Consider the following 16,451-nt stretch of genomic DNA (forward strand, 5'->3'; position numbering starts at 1 on the left):
GAGATAACCAGCTTGACGAGGGAACTATGGCACCTGCAACGACACACACTGCCCTTGCGCGGCGGGGCATCATTGGCGGCTACATTCGCGTCATGGACAAGCTCTCGCGGCTTTCTGCCTACTTGGCCTGCGCCCTGTTTATCGCTGGCGTACTCGTGATTTGTCAGATGGTATTTATTCGCTACTTACTGGGAATGAGCACCAGTTGGCAGACTGAATTCACCATCTTCTCAGTAACGGCAGCGATGTTGATGGGCAGCCCCTATGTATTGATGACTGGCGGCCATGTCGCCATCACGATTGTTCCCGATGCGCTAGGCGGTATTACCCGCACTATCATGCGCTTGATCGCGTCGCTGTTTGGGTTAGGTTTTTGCGCTGCATTGGCGTATGCCAGTTGGGTCTATGTTTTTGAGGCGCTCCACGGCGAGTGGACCACCGGCTCGGTATGGAATCCGCCACTGTGGCCCGCCTTACTGCCTATGGCGGTCGGCGCCACCCTACTTTCGCTGCAGTATATAGCTGAAATTTTGCGTGGGGAGAACTGAGTATGGATCCCATCACGTTAGGCATTATCGTTGCCATCGCGCTGATTGCTCTGATGGCCATTGGCACCCCTATCGCTTTCGCCCTGGGCGGTGTATCGCTGCTGGCACTGATCTACGACCGTGGCCTTGCTGAGCTCACCTACTTCGGGGAAACCTTTTTTGACCGCATCGCAGAGTTTGGTTTTGTCGCCATTCCGATGTTTATTTTGATGGGCGCCGCAGTGGCCTCCTCCCCCACCGGGCGTGACCTGTATCGCTCGCTGGATCTGTGGATGGGCAAACTGCCCGGCGGTCTGGCGGTTTCCAATATTGGCGCCTGCTCCATTTTTGCGGCTCTGTCGGGATCATCCCCCGCCACCTGTGCGGCAATTGGTAAAATGGGCATTCCTGAAATGCGCAAGCGCGGCTATCCCGATGGCGTGGCAGCAGGCTGTATTGCAGCGGGCGGTACCCTGGGCATTTTGATTCCGCCGTCGGTCACCATGATCATCTACGGCATTTCCACCGAAACCTCGATTGGTCGGCTGTTTATTGCCGGAGTGGTGCCGGGCTTCATGCTCGCTGGCCTGTTCATGATCTGGACCATGATCGCCTGCAAGATGGCCGGTGGTTATAACAACCCAATGGCAGAGTCCGTCGAACGGCTCAAAAACAATGTTAAACAGAATGTCGATACCAACCTAAAGGCCTTAGTGCGCGTGCTGCCCTTCCTTGGCGTGGTCGCGGGCATCCTGTTTGCCCTCTACGGCGGGGTGGCAACGCCTTCTGAAGCCGCTGGCGTTGGGGCATTTCTCTGTTTGGCGTTGGCCATCCTGATTTACCGCATGTGGCAGCTGGGCCCCATCAAGCTGATCATGCGCGACTCGCTGCGTGAAAGCGTGATGATCATGTTGGTGATCGCCACCGCCGAGGTATTCGCCTACGCCCTCTCCTCCATGTTCATCACCCAGACGGTGGCAGCCGCGATTGCTGGTCTGGAGATTAACCGCTGGGCACTGATGGGGGTGATTAACCTCTTTTTGCTAGTAGCTGGCTTCTTCCTGCCGCCCGTGGCCGTGATCGTAATGACGGCGCCGATTTTGTTGCCCATCATCCTGGCGGCTAATTTTGATCCCTATTGGTTTGCGGTAATTTTGACCATCAACCTGGAGATCGGCCTGATCACACCGCCGGTAGGTCTCAACCTGTTCATTATTAAAGGCATCGCGCCGGATATCTCACTGCGCGACATTCTGATGGGGAGCTTGCCCTACGCGCTATGCATGGTGCTGGGAATTTTGTTGTTATGCCTTTTCCCAGGCATCGCGCTTTGGCTACCTAACTTGATCATGGGGTAAGGAGTTCGACCATGAACATGATGTTTTTGCAGGAGCTGTTTAACAACATCACCCAGCGTGATGCCTTGTTACGGCGACGTCAGCCTGAGACAGTGACGCCCGACCATCAGCAGTTGGTCAACGCTTGCCACAAGTTGCTGGAAAGCGATGGCGAAGCCTCCAGCATTGCGCTAGCAAGCCGTGCTTTGGCGATTTACCAGCGGCTCCCGGCAACTGAAAAAAATAGTTTCTTTGACCGTTTAATAACAGACTTTGCCGCCGACCCAGGCCCTATTGATGCGGCCTATACGGCGTATCGGGAAGCCCGCGACAACCCCACTTTACAGCGGCTATTTGAAGCCAGCGAACCTAGGCGCCAGGAACTTTTCCGGCGTTTAAATCTGGCCAGCGATGGTACCTATGAGTTGGTTAAAATGCGTGAAGATCTTCTGTCGTTGCTGCGTGAGCAGCCTGAGCTGAAGGCCATTGACGACGATTTTGCTCACCTGTTCGGCTCCTGGTTCAATCGCGGCTTTTTGATGCTCAAGCGCATTGATTGGAATACCCCCGCTTCGATTCTTGAGAAGATCATCCGCTACGAGGCGGTACACGAAATCCAGGACTGGGACGATCTACGTCGGCGGCTGGATGCACGTGATCGCCGCTGTTTCGCCTTTTTCCACCCAGCGATTGGCGACGAGCCGTTGATCTTCGTGGAAGTCGCCCTGCACAAGGGACTGCCCAGCCGTATTCAGCCTATTTTATCGGGAGAAAGGGCGGGCGAAAGTAGCGCTAAAAAAGCAATCGAAGAACCTGAAGACGCTGATACCGCGGCGTTCTTTGGTATTAGCAATTGCCAGACCGGTCTGCGCGGCATCTCCTTTGGTAACTTTTTGATCAAGCAAGTGGTGCAGGAGTTGTCTCAAGAGCTGCCGCAGTTGAAATACTTCGTCACTCTTTCGCCGGTGCCCGGCTTCGCCCAGTGGTTACAAGAACAGCGCGATGATGAGCAGTTGCCCGAGTCACTGCGTCAGTCGCTAAAAGGGCTTGAAACGCCTGGCTGGCATCAAGATAAAACCCGTGAGGAGCCATTGAAAGCCGCGATCCGCCCGTTGGCGGCGCGCTACTTAGCTGAGGAGAAGAACCGCCACGGCCTGCCGCTGAACCCGGTGGCCCGTTTCCACCTTGGCAATGGCGCAGAGCTGCATCGTATCAATTGGCTGGGCGATATCTCCGAGAAGGGCATTAACCAGGCCGCAGGCTTGATGGTCAACTACCTGTACGTGCTGGACGATATCGAACGCAACCACGAAAACTATACCGCCAAGGGCACCGTTGCCTGCTCCAATGAGGTGCGCGACCTCGCTCGTCGTGCCCGCAAGCTGGCCAAGGGAGAGACCACCAAATGAGCCATAACCTGTTTGAAACCTTTGCGGCCAAGATGCGCGAGCGCGCTGACGCCGATTTCATTACCACTCGTGAAGGCCGCCGCTACAGTTATACCGATGCGCTGAGCATAAGCGCGAAACTTGCCGGTGCGTTGACTGAGCTGGGCGTTAAGCAAGGCGACCGTGTCGCTGTGCAGGTGGATAAAAGTCCTGAAGCGATACTGCTTTATTTGGCCTGCCTGCGCATTGGCGGGGTCTACTTACCCCTCAACACCGGCTATACCGGCGATGAAATCCGCTACTTTTTGAATGATGCCGAGCCTGCGTTGTTTGTCTGCCGATCCAAGATAGAAGAGGAAGCGCGAGCGCTTGCCGTTGAAACCGGCTGCCCGGCCGTGGCCACTCTAGGCAGCGCCGCCGATGGCAGCCTGATGGAAGCTGCCCGCGCAGCAACGCCAAGGGAGGATATCGTGGCACTGGGCGAGCGTGACCTGGCCGCTATTCTTTACACATCCGGCACCACCGGGCGCTCGAAAGGCGCTATGCTGACGCACAAGAACCTCGCCTCCAATGCTGAAACATTGGTGAAAGCGTGGCACTTCAGCGCCGATGACCGGCTGATCCATGCGCTGCCGATCTTCCACACTCACGGTTTGTTCGTGGCCTGCAATGTCACTTTGATGGCAGGCGCCAGTATGCTGTTCTTGCCGAAGTTTGATGCCGATGTCATTTTCGAAGAGCTGCCCCGTGGCACTGTGATGATGGGCGTTCCTACCTTCTATACGCGCTTGGTTCAGGATGAGCGCCTGACGCCTGACGCTACTGCTAACATGCGGCTGTTCGTCTCCGGCTCTGCCCCGCTCACCGCCGAGACCCACGAGGCGTTTGAAGCCAAAACCGGCCATGCGATCCTTGAGCGCTACGGCATGACCGAAACCAATATGAACCTCTCCAACCCCTATGAAGGCGCACGGCGAGCAGGCACCGTGGGCATGCCGCTACCCGGTGTGGAGATGCGTATTACCAATCGCGAAACTGGCAATGAAGTGCCTTTAGGTGAGATCGGCATGCTGCAGATTCGCGGTCCGAATGTGTTTATCGGCTACTGGCGGATGCCCGAAAAGACCCGCGAGGAGCTGTTAGACGATGGCTTTTTCATTACCGGCGATCTCGCCATGGTCGACGAGCAGGGCTATGTGCATATTGTGGGTCGCGACAAAGATCTGGTGATTTCAGGCGGCTACAACGTCTATCCCAAAGAGGTGGAGCAGGTGATTGATGAACTTGACCAAGTTGCTGAATCCGCGGTCATCGGCCTACCTCATCCCGACTTTGGTGAGGGCGTGACCGCGGTGGTGGTGCGCCAGCAAGGCAACCTTGAAGAAAATCAGCTTAATGAAGATAAGGTGATCAGCCATCTAGACGGTCGGCTAGCCAAGTATAAGCAGCCCAAACGGGTCTTCTTTGTCGATGAACTACCCCGCAACACCATGGGCAAAGTGCAGAAAAACGAGCTGCGCAAACAGTTTAACGATACCTATCGCACGCCATAGCTTTCTTTCCTGCCCGTATACGCCTGCCGCCCTTTTGCCCCGCCGCGTGCGGGGCTTTTACCAGCGCTTTGCTGGGAAAAGGAACCATTTGCTCTACTAAGTGTTAAGGTGAAACTACTTAACGAACGATGGAGCAAATCACCTTGACTACGCCTACCGTCACAAGTGGCATTACTGCCAGCGAACTATATAAGTTAGTCAGCCAACCAGCTCCCGCCAGCAGCGAAAATGCGACCCTTGAATGGCCCGAAGCGACCATTAGCCTGGATGAGACGAACCAGACGCTGATCTGGGAGCTCAACGACTACGGCAGCTTGCCGATTACCCTCTCGCGCAGCGAAAATGAGTGGGTCGCCATGGCGCCCATTGTGGCCATCGACAGCGTCAAAAACAGCGCCGAACTTAACGAAGTGCTGCTGCGCCAGGGCATCTCGTTACCGCTGGCCTCTGTGGGTATTGTCGAGATCGACGGGCACGACTTTTATGTGGCATACGGACAGCTGTTTGGCGACTCCAAGCTTGAGTCAATTTGCGCTGAGCTGCACGCCACAGCCAGCGCAGCCATGGACGTCGCCGAACTGATACAAACGCACTTCGCCTAACGTTTACCCATTGTTCGTCTATTATCCAAATCACCATTATCAATTAGTGTCACCACCCAGGTGACGTATAAGCGAGATTATTTATGTTAAGCAAAATCATGACCGCCCTACGTGGCAAAGCGACTGAAACCGGTCAAACAGTGGTAGATTCCCAGGCACTGCGCATTTTAGACCAGGAAATCCGCGACTCGGAAAATCACCTGAGCCAGTCTAAAACCGAGCTCACCCGCTTGATGGGCCAGCGCCAGCTGAACAGCAATAAAGCCGACACGCTGGAAGCCAAGATTGCCGAGCTGGAAAAAAGCGCCGAAGCCGCGCTGGATAAAGGCGAAGAACAGCTCGCCGTTGAAGTGGCAGAACGTATGGTGGCGCTACAGGATGACCTGGAGGCAGAGCGCGCGATTGTTAGCGAGTACGATGCCAGCATCGAAAAACTGCGTGGTGCCATTCGCGGTACCGACAACCAGCTTCGCCAGCTCAAGCAGCAGGTGAGCGTCGTTAAAGCCACCGAGTCAGCGCAAAAAGCCCAATCTGCCGTCGCGTCTCGCCACTCTGGTCAGAACAGCGCGATGAGCAGCGCTATGGAATCACTCGATCGCATCAAAGAGCGTCAGCAGCTTAATTCGGCGCAAATGCAGGCCGCTGACGACATGGCCGCGGAAGAGAGCGGTAGTTCGCTGGAAGCCCGCCTCAAGGCAGCCGGGATTGGCGGTCAAGAGCGTAAAGCGGATGATGTGTTAGCGCGCCTGAAAGCCAAGAAAAACGCTCCACAAGAGTAAGTTCTCTCTAAAACCAGCTCATTAGCGAGGCAGGCCATGCTTAACAACTTGAAAGCACTTTTTCGCGCGACTACACAGAAGCAGCCTGAGCAGGCAACGGGCCGCCCGGTAGCCGCAGGCCTGCCGATGGGTGTCAGCCAGGAAGATCTTGAAGGCTTGCGGCTGGATGGTCGCGTCAATATTAAGCTGATTGGCCTGCGCGCCCATGCCGATGCGCTGTTTCACTGGGACGACGATGCCTATCACCACATTGCCGCCGTCGGGCATGTCGATTTAGGCCAGGGGGCGCACCTCGTGCGTTTCTATCTGGATAACGATACGTGGCTGCAGGCCAATATTGAGAACGGTCAGGTGCTTGAATATAAGCTGTTCGACTTTTACCGTGTTGCCCATCTCTCGGATGCCGAATTTGATAATTTGATCAACGGGGAAGATAAGCAGCCCGACAGCCTTGGCGCTCAAACCGTCTCGCTTACCTCGACCACTGAGGAGCCACGCACCTGTACGTATCAGCGAGTGTGGGGGGATAGCGACAGCCTTTGGTCGCCACCGGTGGTTTTTGAAGAACAAGTAATGACCACCGAGAGCGTGTCTGCACGCCATGTGACCCATCATGCGATGCTCTATGAGCGCACTATTCTAGATACTGAACGCATGGAATACCTGCTGCTGAGCGCTGAAAACGACGGTGAAGGCAGCTTTATGCTGGTTCAAAACGTGGGGGTTGATGTGGCCTCCATCGATATCGACGCTATGTAATTTCAAAGGAAACGACCACCATGGTGAATTATCTCTACGGCTTGCCGTCATTTATCGCCTATCTAGTGACCGCGATTGTACTGCTTGCCGCTTTTATGTACTGCTACAGCCGCATTACCCCGCACCACGAGTGGACACTGATTCGCGAAGGAAATGCGGCGGCGGCCTCCGCCTACGGCGGTTCCATTCTGGGCTTTACCATTCCGCTGTATAGCGCAATGGCGCACTCGATCAACTTTATCGATTTTGTGCTTTGGGGCATCGTCGCTTTTATCGTTCAGTTAGCCACCTTCTTTGGCGTTAAGCTGTTTCTGCGCAAACAGGGCGAAAGCCTTTCCCAGCACATCACCGAAGGCCATCAGGCCTACGGCATTTTAATGGCCAGTGTGGCCGTGGCAGTCGGCTTGCTCAACGCCGCTTCGATGACTTGGTAACGACGACGTGGTAAAGGAGAGCCTGCATGTCTAAACACGATCACACACCCCATCTGCCCCGCCGTAAACGTAGTGCGCGTCTGTCATTGGCGATGATGGGCGCCAGCGCCTTTGGACTCACCGCCTGTGGTCAGCCGCCCCAGGAAGAGCAGATCACTGAGATCGAATTTGACGAGCCACGTAGCTTTGAAAGCGTAGAAGCCTGTGTCGCGGAGAATGTCTATACCCGTAGCGCCTGCGAAGACGCCTACGAAGCCTCTTTAGAAGCGGTGCCGCGTTATAGCACCCTGGAAGAGTGCGAAGCTGAGAATGGTGAAGGCGCTTGTACCGCGCCAACCGACGAGCAGTCTCAAGCGGCGACGGGGAGCACTGGTGGCAGTTGGTTCATGCCCGCCATGATGGGTTATATGGTGGGCAGCATGATGTCCAACACCAACCGTGGCCGCTCTTTTGAACGGGTTTACCAGGAGCCCGTGTACCGCAACCGGCAAAATCAGGGCAACTGGAATACGGCCACTAATCAGGCGACCCAGCGGGTAAACCAGCGAAACGATGCCATGCGTAACTCGGTAGCGACCTCTCAGCGTCGAGGCTTTGGCTCACGCTCTTCAGCCCGGGGTGGCTGGGGCTCCTAGCCTTCATCGGATACTACCATGCTGCGAATCGATATCCCTGAACGAAGCAACTGGAAAGCCCTGGCTCACGAGCTGGGCTTTCATTTTCATACCATCGATGGTGAGCCTTACTGGAAAGAAGACGCCTACTACCAGTTCACCATGGAGCAGGTAGAGCGGGATATTGAAGGCCCTACCGAAGCGGTGCACGAGATGTGTATGGAGCTGGTCGATAAAGTCTGCCACTCCAATGCCTTAATGCAGCGCTTAGCACTGCCAGAACATATGTGGGACAGCATCCACAACTCATGGAAATCGGGTCAGCCGCATCTCTACGGGCGAATGGATTTTGCCTACTCTGGCGATGGCCCAGCGAAACTGCTGGAACTCAACTACGACACCCCTACCTCGCTCTACGAAGCGGGCTTTTTTCAGTGGGTGTGGCTTGAGCAAGCGATCCAGCAAGGCATTCTTCCCCGCCATGCTGACCAGTACAACTCGATCCAAGAGCGGCTGATCAATGCCATGGCGCACCTTGGTGACCGCATTGAAGCGCGCACGCTCTACTTCTCCTGTATCAAGGATAACGCCGAAGAGCGCGCCACCGTGCACTACTTACAGGATGTCGCAGTGCAGGCGGGGCTCAAAGCGCCATTTATCTACACCGAAGATATTGGCCTGCGGCCAGGTGCCGAGCATTTCGTTGATCTGGATAACCAGCCCATCCACGCACTGTTCAAGCTCTACCCCTGGGAAGAGATGGCTGACGATGCGTTTGGCGAGTACATCCCGCAGCTAAACACCCACTGGTTTGAGCCGCCCTGGAAAGCGATTCTCTCTAATAAGGGAATTCTGCCGCTGCTATGGGAGCACTTTGAGGGCCACCCCAACCTGCTACCGGCGTTTTTTGAGGATGCCAATAGCCCGCCGCTGCCAGCAGGCTGGGTGCGTAAGCCATTCTTCTCTCGGGAAGGCAGCAACATTGAGCTGATCACACCAACCGGCCATCGCGAGGCCGTAGATGGCCCCTACACCGACAGCCCCTGGATTCGCCAGGCCTATCACCCCATGCCGCGCTTTGGTAATAACCATGCGTTAATCGGCAGTTGGGTGGTCGGGGACCGCGCGTGCGGCATGGGTATTCGCGAAGACGTTGGCCGCATCACCAAAGACTCCTCCTGCTTTGTGCCCCACGCCATCGTGTAAACGCAAGCACCCAAACTAGTCAATACAGGCTAGACAGCTCTCACAAAAAAGCTGAAATCGTTGCTACCACCCTAAGTAAAGTGGTAAGTATCACTCTACTTTTTACCCTGAGCGCTATTAAGCAGCGTCGTTAGGGACACCGTTTATTTTGGAGCAACGGCAAACATGATGGCGCGCTGGAAATCCCTACCTCTACGGCTTCGGCTATTTCTCTCTTTTGGAACGGTCTTAGCGCTCGCAATGCTCCTGGCACTCTACCTTCAGGCTCGCTCACAGAGTCAGGCGCGGCTGGATAACTTGCTAAACAATGAGCTACCGGCTCAGGTCGAAGCGCTTGCCGCCCATATCAATCTTAGCCTCAGCAAGGACTTGGCCGTTTCTGAGAGCCTTGCTAACAGCTACTTTATTGAGCAGTGGGTGCAGGATGGGCTACCTCAAGAACGCCAGGGTGAGATTACCACTTACCTCACGCGATTAATGGCACAGCTGGATACTGAACTACTGTTTATCGCCGCGCAGTACCAAGGCCGAGGCTATTATTTCCAACTGCGCAACGGTGAATTTCTGCAGCGCATTATTCAACCGCCGGGTAATGAAGACGACTGGTACTACGATTTTACTGATGGCAATGCTTCTTACGAATTGAATTTGGATAGTGATACTTTCTCGCCCGATGATGCCTTTGTGTACGTTAATTACCGCAGCGCAGTAGACGCCGCTAACGGGCGGCCTTTAGTGGTGGCCGGTGCCGCGCTTGATCTTTCTGAAATGGCCGCGCTCGTTGAAGACTTTCAGCTAGGTGAATACGGCCGTGCCTCGTTGCTTAGTGCCGAAGGCGAACTGCTTATTCGTAGTGACGCAGCCACTATGGATACTCTGCCTGCACAAGCATCGCAGCGCGTTCAAAATGGCGACCAGCTACAGATACACGACATTGAGCGTGACGGCCAAACCTTATTGGTCAACACGCTTTGGTTACCCGAGCTGCAGCGCTATCTAATGGTCGAAGTCGATAAAGAGACCTACCTGACGTCTACCCGTGAGCGCTTTCTGGAATCAAGTGGTATCGGGCTGTTCATTTTGCTGGTGGGTTTACTGGTGCTCTACCCACTAACCGGCACGCTGGTACGACCAGTGGTTCAATTTCAGCGCCAGTTGAAAGAGATCACTCACAGTTTAGATCTAACGCGCCGGGTCAGCACCGATGACCGAGCAGAGCTAGGCGATTTAGCGGATCAAACCAATGAACTCCTTGAACGCCTCTCCCGCGCTATTGTGGCGGTAGCTAAGAATTCACAGGCACTGACACAGATAGCAGAACGACTTGCCAGCACCGCCGGCCTTTCCGGTGTGCACGGCAGTGATATTCATCATGAAGCTAGCCAGACCATGGCGGCGGCAGTCGAAGAGATGGCCTCATCGGTAGCCGAAATCACCTCCACCATGGAAGAGCTTTCCACCTCTTCGACTCAAATAGCCGATCACTCCCAGTCGGTGGTCGATGTGGCCAACCAAACGCTAGAGCGTAGCCGTAAAGGCAGCACCGCCATGCAACTGCTACAGTCCAAAATGCAGGACATTCGTAGCGATAGCGAGCAGAGCCTGGCCGAAATCATGGTGTTGGGAACCAAGTCCAAACAGATCAGTAAGGTCATGGAGCTGATCAACACCCTGGCAGCCCAGACCAAGCTGATTGCCTTTAATGCCGCGTTGGAAGCCTCAAGTGCAGGTGAGTCAGGACGTCGCTTTTCGGTGGTGGCCAATGAAATACGTCGCTTGGCGGATAGCGTGACTGACTCTACCCAAGAGATTGAAAGCCATACCGATGATATTCAGACGGCGATTAATCGTTTAGTGATAGCGTCTGAAAAAGGTGCTGCTTCCATTGAGCAGGGCGTTGAGGCAAGTATGAGCACCGCTCAGGATCTGGAGGCGCTGCTTAAAGCGGCTAGTCAAACCAGTAGCGCAGCACAACAGATATCGCTTTCCACCCAACAGCAAAAAACAGCCAGTAGCCAAGTAGTGATCGCCCTACGCGATATTGATACCGCCAGTTCACGCAACGCTCACTCAGTGCGCAGTATTACTGAGATCAGCCAAGACATGATTCATATGTCGGCAGAGCTTAAGGAGCTGGTAGAGGAGTTCAACTTGGCTCAAACAGAAACAGCCCATAAAAATACTTAACAATACTTAAAGAACCGCTGATAAGGATACCGGATGACTGTAATTCGGGTAGTCATTGCTGACGACAGCCAAGTAGCCCGCGACGTGCTACGCGATATCCTTAGCCGTGACGGTGACATTGACATCGTGGGTGAAGCCACCAACGGCCGCGAAGCGGTAGAGCTTGCTAAACGCCTGGTGCCGCAACTGATCACCATGGACCTCAACATGCCGGTGATGGATGGTCTAAGTGCCATTGAAGAAATCATGCACACCAAAGGTATCCCTATTTTGGTGATCAGCGACCGTTCTGATGCACAGTCTGCTTATCAAGCAATAGAGGTGGGCGCATTGGAAGTCATGCCGAAACCCTCGCTGGATGAGGCGGATGGAGACCGTCTGTTAGAGCGTGTGCGCTTGCTCGCTGGGGTGTCAGTCATTACTCGCTTGCGGCGTCGCAGTAAGGCGCCTGCCCCACTTACCCCCATGTCAGCACCGCTCACCCCAACGCGGGGCCTACCAAGGGATTTTCAACACGTCATCGCCATTGCTTGCTCCACCGGCGGCCCTCAAGCCTTAGTCCGTGTACTACGCCTACTACCCGCCGGATTTCCAGCCCCGATTGTGATCGCACAGCACATCAGCCATGGATTTATCAATGGCATGGCCCAGTGGCTAGCGTCGCTGTGTGCCATGCCGGTCAGTGTTGGCCAAGAGGGCGAGCAGCTGCGCCCTGGGCACATTTACCTGTCACCTTCTGAGTGTGATTTATGCGTGACCCCACGGCACCGTTTTCGGCTTCAACCCAGCCCCGAAATATCTATCTACCACCCTAGTTGCGATGTGTTGTTGGCAAGTGTCGCTGAGGTTTACGGTAGCGATGCTATCGGCATTATTTTGACGGGCATGGGGCGCGATGGCGTTAATGGCATGCGGGCTATTTATCAGGCAGGTGGAACCACCTTCGCCCAGGATGAAGCCAGCTCAGTTATTTATGGTATGAACCAAGAAGCGGTCAAAGCGGGTGTTATCCAATATGAATTACCGCTCGACAGCCTTCCTGACCGGTTGATGCGTGATTTAAGCGCCTTCACCCATCGCCGTCCGGAGCCCTCGGAATGAATGCGTTGGCCCCTTTTAAAAGCCTGGTTCATGAACGCTGCGGTTTGCATCTGGAAGGCTTGGCGGAAGCCCGGCTCTTCCGGGCAATCGCTAGCTTAAAAGCCTCCACCGGGCTCACCGACACTACCCCGTTAATCAGGCGCTTAACCAGTGATCCAGCGCTGTTTGAGCAGTTTGTCAGTCAGTTGACGGTTAATGAAACCTATTTTTTTCGCGAACCGGATCCCTTGAACTGGCTGGTTAACACCTATTTACCTACGCGTTTAGCCGCGAGGAATACACCCCTATCTATCTTCAGCGCTGGCTGCTCTTCTGGCGAAGAGCCCTATAGCGTCGCCATGCTGCTGCATGAACGTTTTGGTGAACGCGCAAAAAAGCTGGTGACAATCACCGGTGGCGACCTGGATCATCAAATGCTCGCCAAGGCACGCCAAGCCGTTTATGGCGGCATGGCGTTTCGCGCCCTTTCGCCCGCCTTCAAGGAACGTTACTTTAGCCCTTATCAGGGGCGTTTTAAGCTTCACGAACCACTGCGCGAATGGGTGACCTTTCACTCCTTCAATTTACTAAATGCCAACGAGAGCAGCCCAGGCGGCCCGTTCGATGTCATCTTGTTTCGCAATGTATCGATTTACTTTGACGAGCAGACGCGGCGCCATATTCATCAGCAGCTCAGCCAATTACTGGCACCGAACGGTATTTTACTTTGCGGGGTCACCGAAACCTTAGGTAATGATCTGGGCGTTTTTGAACTGGCTGAAGCTCAGGGAGTCTTTTATTTTCGCCGCGCCGAGCAATCTCCGGCCTTTTTTACAGCTCCTCATCAGTTGCCATCGGTCGCCATCAATAACAAAGCGGATGAACGAATTGAAAGCAGCGATGACATCGCTAGCGGGGATGACTTACTTCCCGCAATACCCCATGAGCCAGCAGCGGAAAGCAAAACAACAGACAGCATTACCCAACAGCTTTACACCGCCCATAGGCTGCTCGATCAAAACGCCTTCGACGAAGCCGCTACGCTGCTAGAGGCGCTACTTAAGCAACAGCCGTGGTCAATTGATGCGCTGTTACTGGCCGGGTTAGTCGCCCGTTGGCAACAACAGCCCCACCTAGCCTACGACCACTTTAAGCGAGCCATTTATGTGGCGCCGGAGTGCTGGCCCGCGCACTTCTATTTAGCCGAGCTTTATCGCCAGGGCGAACTCACCGACGAGCCGTTACAGCGTCAACGACGCTATGCCGCCGTGGCTCGCTTGCTAAAAGCCGCGCCGACCTCAAACGGTGGGCTAGCGACCATCGCCCCGCCACTACCACCGGGCGATGCACGCTTTCTAGCCGAACGGCATCTGAAAGCGGTTAACATGACACTGGCAACGACCAGTTACACACAGGGAGTGGATTAACATGGCGCTGGATATACGCCGTTTTATACAGCGCTTTGTGGAGGAGGCTGCCGATCATTTGCCCCGCCTGCGCGAAGGGATTAATGCCTTGGAGCAGGGTAACGCTGATCGCGAGCAGATCAACGAGCTGTTTCGCGCTGCCCATACACTGAAAGGCTCATCGCGCATGCTGAAACTGGTGCCCATCACGGCACTAGCGCATAGCACCGAAGAACTGCTCAGCGCTTTACGCGAAGGCACGCTCACCATAACGCCTGAGATTACAAGCTTGCTCAACCAAGCGGTTGATGAGCTGACAGACTTTGTTGGTCGGCTGGCTGAAGGGGCCACGGGTGAAGAGCTACCCGCGGCGGATGCGGCGCTATGCAGTGCGCTGGAAAACGCCGCGCATGGCCAACTGCCCACTCAGCCTAGTGCACCACCCGTTCCCGTTACGTCAACCGCCGCCCAGCGCCCTCCCTCAACGCCAGTGACGGAGAGTGAATTACGTCTCAGCGATACGGTACGCGTGCGCCTGAACCGACTAGACGACGTGATCCGCTTGATGGGCGAAGTCCTTTCTGGCCACCATCACCTCCACTCCCTCGTCGATCAGGCGCGTGAGCTGAGCGCTACGCTTCCTGCCGATCAACAGTCGCCGTTTCAAGCCTTTCACCGAGAGCTGAAAGATAGCGTTTTAACGCATGATTCGCTGATGAGCGACCTGCATGATCGCGCCCTGCAAATGCGTATGCTGCCGCTCAGCGTGGTATTGGACCCTTTCGCGCAGATGTCGCGTGAATTAGCCCAATCTCTTGGCAAGCAGGTCGACTGTCGCGTACGCGGTAGCGAGATCGAACTTGATCGCCAAATGATTGACCGCCTTTCTGACCCGCTTATCCACCTGCTACGCAATGCGTTAGACCACGGCTTGGAGCCCCCCGCCGAGCGCCAGGCGGCGGGTAAACCACCCCGCGGCCAGCTAGTCATCGAAGCGAGGCAAGACGCTGGCTGGGTGGTGATTGAGATGCATGATGACGGCGCCGGTATTGCGCTTGAAGCGGTGCGCCAAAAAGCGCTCGCTAAACAGCTGGTCAGCGAAGAACAGTTGAATGCGCTCAGCGAACAAGAAACGTTAGAACTTATTTTCCTGCCCGGCTTCTCTACCAAAAGCATGATTACCGACTTTTCTGGCCGCGGCGTGGGTATGGATGTGGTAAAACGCACCGTGGTGGATGAGCTTAACGGCGATTTACAGCTTTCAAGCGTCAGTGGCCGAGGCACACGCTTCACGCTACGCTTGCCGCTTTCGCTGGCGATGATGCGGGTATTGCTGGTCCGTGTCGTTGGCGTCACTTTGGGGGTGACGGCGCCTTACGTATCGGAACTCGTCGAGTGTTCAACAGATACCTTTATTGATGCCGCTGGGCAGCGCACGCTAATTTTACGCAATGAATTTGTCCCCGTCGTCTCCCTGGCGCAACTACTTAAACTGCCTAACACCGCCTCAAGTAATGAATTTTCCCTGCTACTGGTCGTTCATCAACGCCATCAAAAACTTGCCCTAATCATAGACTCACTGATTGATGAACGCGATATGGTCATCAAGCCACTGCCTGGGCATCTACGCCATTTACCGCTGGTATCGGGGATGGTGTCCATGGGGCGCAATGCACTGGTGAGCCTGCTGCACGTACCCGCCTTATTGGAGGCAACCCGACGTCGTGTTGTGCACCCAAGCGTTGAGCGCCCATCATCAACCAGCGCGCAGCGAATTTTGGTGGTCGACGACTCGCTAAACACCCGTGAAATTGAAAAAGATGTCCTCGAAGCATGGGGCTACCATGTGACGCTGGCCGAAAATGGCCGTGACGGCTTAGCCAAAGCACTGGCTGAGCCGTTTGACGCGGTACTGACCGATGTGGAAATGCCGGTAATGGACGGCTTTGCGCTGACTGCCAGACTGCGCGAAAATGAGGATTATCGTCATCGGCCCATTATTATTATTACCTCGCGGGAAAAAGAGGCCGATCGCCGACGCGGCATTGAAGTCGGCGCTGACGCTTATATCGTCAAGGGCAGCTTTGATCAAAACAACTTGGTAGAGACACTTCAGGCTTTACTGGGCTAACCGCGAATACCACTTATAGAACAATCATGACGAGGTTATGGGATGCACATTCTGGTCGTAGACGACGATCCACTTGCCGGGGAAATGACGGCCGCACTGATTGAATCACAAGGTTATGAAACCTTAATAGCCTTTGATGCGATGGGCGCCGTCGAGCAACTGGACACACACAGTGATATCGCGCTGATTGTCAGCGACATGCATATGCCTTTGATTAGCGGGTTAGCGCTGCTGGACATGCTCCGTGAGCAAGATAATGACCTGCCGTTTATCTTACTCACCGGCGATACGCCAGATGCAGAGCTGCGCCAGACGTCAGGCCTCAACGCCTGTCTGAGCAAAGATGCAGAGCTGGCTAGCAACCTGGAAACCGCCATCAAACAGGCGCTTAATAAATAAGCAACGCAAGGTGGAAGGAATAATGGATGGAATGGATCGCCGCTTTCGA

General features: G+C 54.9%; 15 protein-coding genes. All 15 read left to right on the forward strand.

The window, feature by feature from the left end:
* Positions 1–26: 26 nt before the first annotated feature.
* The 15 genes from CXF87_RS21030 (at position 27) to CXF87_RS21100 (ending at position 16,402) form a co-directional block, all read left to right on the forward strand.
* On the forward strand, positions 27–548 hold the full coding sequence (locus tag CXF87_RS21030) for a TRAP transporter small permease subunit (protein WP_101148096.1): 522 nt from the start codon (positions 27–29) through the stop codon (positions 546–548).
* Between the two features lie 2 nt (positions 549–550).
* On the forward strand, positions 551–1,885 hold the full coding sequence (locus CXF87_RS21035; protein ID WP_101148097.1) for a TRAP transporter large permease: 1,335 nt from the start codon (positions 551–553) through the stop codon (positions 1,883–1,885).
* Positions 1,886–1,896: 11 nt separating this feature from the next.
* Positions 1,897–3,273, forward strand: a complete 1,377-nt coding sequence (locus CXF87_RS21040) for a malonyl-CoA decarboxylase (RefSeq protein WP_101148098.1) — start codon at positions 1,897–1,899, stop codon at positions 3,271–3,273.
* Positions 3,270–4,805, forward strand: coding sequence for a malonate--CoA ligase (locus CXF87_RS21045; protein WP_101148099.1), 1,536 nt, complete (start codon positions 3,270–3,272; stop codon positions 4,803–4,805). The genes CXF87_RS21040 and CXF87_RS21045 overlap by 4 nt, the downstream gene beginning before the upstream one ends.
* A gap of 143 nt (positions 4,806–4,948) precedes the next feature.
* Entirely contained in the window at positions 4,949–5,407 is a 459-nt protein-coding gene (locus CXF87_RS21050) for a DUF2170 family protein (protein ID WP_232774986.1), read from the forward strand.
* Between the two features lie 83 nt (positions 5,408–5,490).
* Positions 5,491–6,186, forward strand: a complete 696-nt coding sequence (locus tag CXF87_RS21055; RefSeq protein WP_101148101.1) for a PspA/IM30 family protein — start codon at positions 5,491–5,493, stop codon at positions 6,184–6,186.
* Between the two features lie 36 nt (positions 6,187–6,222).
* Positions 6,223–6,945 carry a DUF2491 family protein gene (locus CXF87_RS21060; protein WP_101148102.1) on the forward strand — a complete coding sequence of 241 codons (723 nt, stop codon included), beginning with the start codon at positions 6,223–6,225 and terminating at the stop codon, positions 6,943–6,945.
* 20 nt (positions 6,946–6,965) lie between these two features.
* Positions 6,966–7,379, forward strand: coding sequence for a DUF350 domain-containing protein (locus tag CXF87_RS21065; protein ID WP_101148103.1), 414 nt, complete (start codon positions 6,966–6,968; stop codon positions 7,377–7,379).
* A 26-nt stretch (positions 7,380–7,405) separates the two neighbouring features.
* Positions 7,406–8,014, forward strand: coding sequence for a DUF1190 domain-containing protein (locus tag CXF87_RS21070; protein ID WP_101148104.1), 609 nt, complete (start codon positions 7,406–7,408; stop codon positions 8,012–8,014).
* Between the two features lie 18 nt (positions 8,015–8,032).
* Complete coding sequence (locus tag CXF87_RS21075) at positions 8,033–9,199, forward strand: glutathionylspermidine synthase family protein (protein ID WP_101148105.1); 1,167 nt, start codon at positions 8,033–8,035, stop codon at positions 9,197–9,199.
* A gap of 165 nt (positions 9,200–9,364) precedes the next feature.
* Positions 9,365–11,386, forward strand: coding sequence for a methyl-accepting chemotaxis protein (locus CXF87_RS21080; RefSeq protein WP_101148106.1), 2,022 nt, complete (start codon positions 9,365–9,367; stop codon positions 11,384–11,386).
* A 33-nt stretch (positions 11,387–11,419) separates the two neighbouring features.
* Positions 11,420–12,487, forward strand: a complete 1,068-nt coding sequence (cheB, locus tag CXF87_RS21085; protein ID WP_101148107.1) for a chemotaxis-specific protein-glutamate methyltransferase CheB — start codon at positions 11,420–11,422, stop codon at positions 12,485–12,487.
* Positions 12,484–13,893 (forward strand): CheR family methyltransferase, encoded by a 1,410-nt coding sequence (locus CXF87_RS21090; protein ID WP_101148108.1) that lies wholly within the window; start codon positions 12,484–12,486, stop codon positions 13,891–13,893. The genes cheB and CXF87_RS21090 overlap by 4 nt, the downstream gene beginning before the upstream one ends.
* A gap of 1 nt (position 13,894) precedes the next feature.
* Positions 13,895–16,003, forward strand: coding sequence for a hybrid sensor histidine kinase/response regulator (locus tag CXF87_RS21095; protein ID WP_101148109.1), 2,109 nt, complete (start codon positions 13,895–13,897; stop codon positions 16,001–16,003).
* 42 nt (positions 16,004–16,045) lie between these two features.
* The gene (locus CXF87_RS21100) at positions 16,046–16,402 is read left to right on the forward strand and encodes a response regulator (RefSeq protein WP_101148110.1); all 357 of its coding nucleotides are present in this window, start codon (positions 16,046–16,048) and stop codon (positions 16,400–16,402) included.
* Positions 16,403–16,451: the final 49 nt, after the last annotated feature.

The organism is Halomonas sp. MES3-P3E (genome assembly GCF_002836035.1).
Taxonomy (GTDB): domain Bacteria; phylum Pseudomonadota; class Gammaproteobacteria; order Pseudomonadales; family Halomonadaceae; genus Vreelandella; species Vreelandella arctica.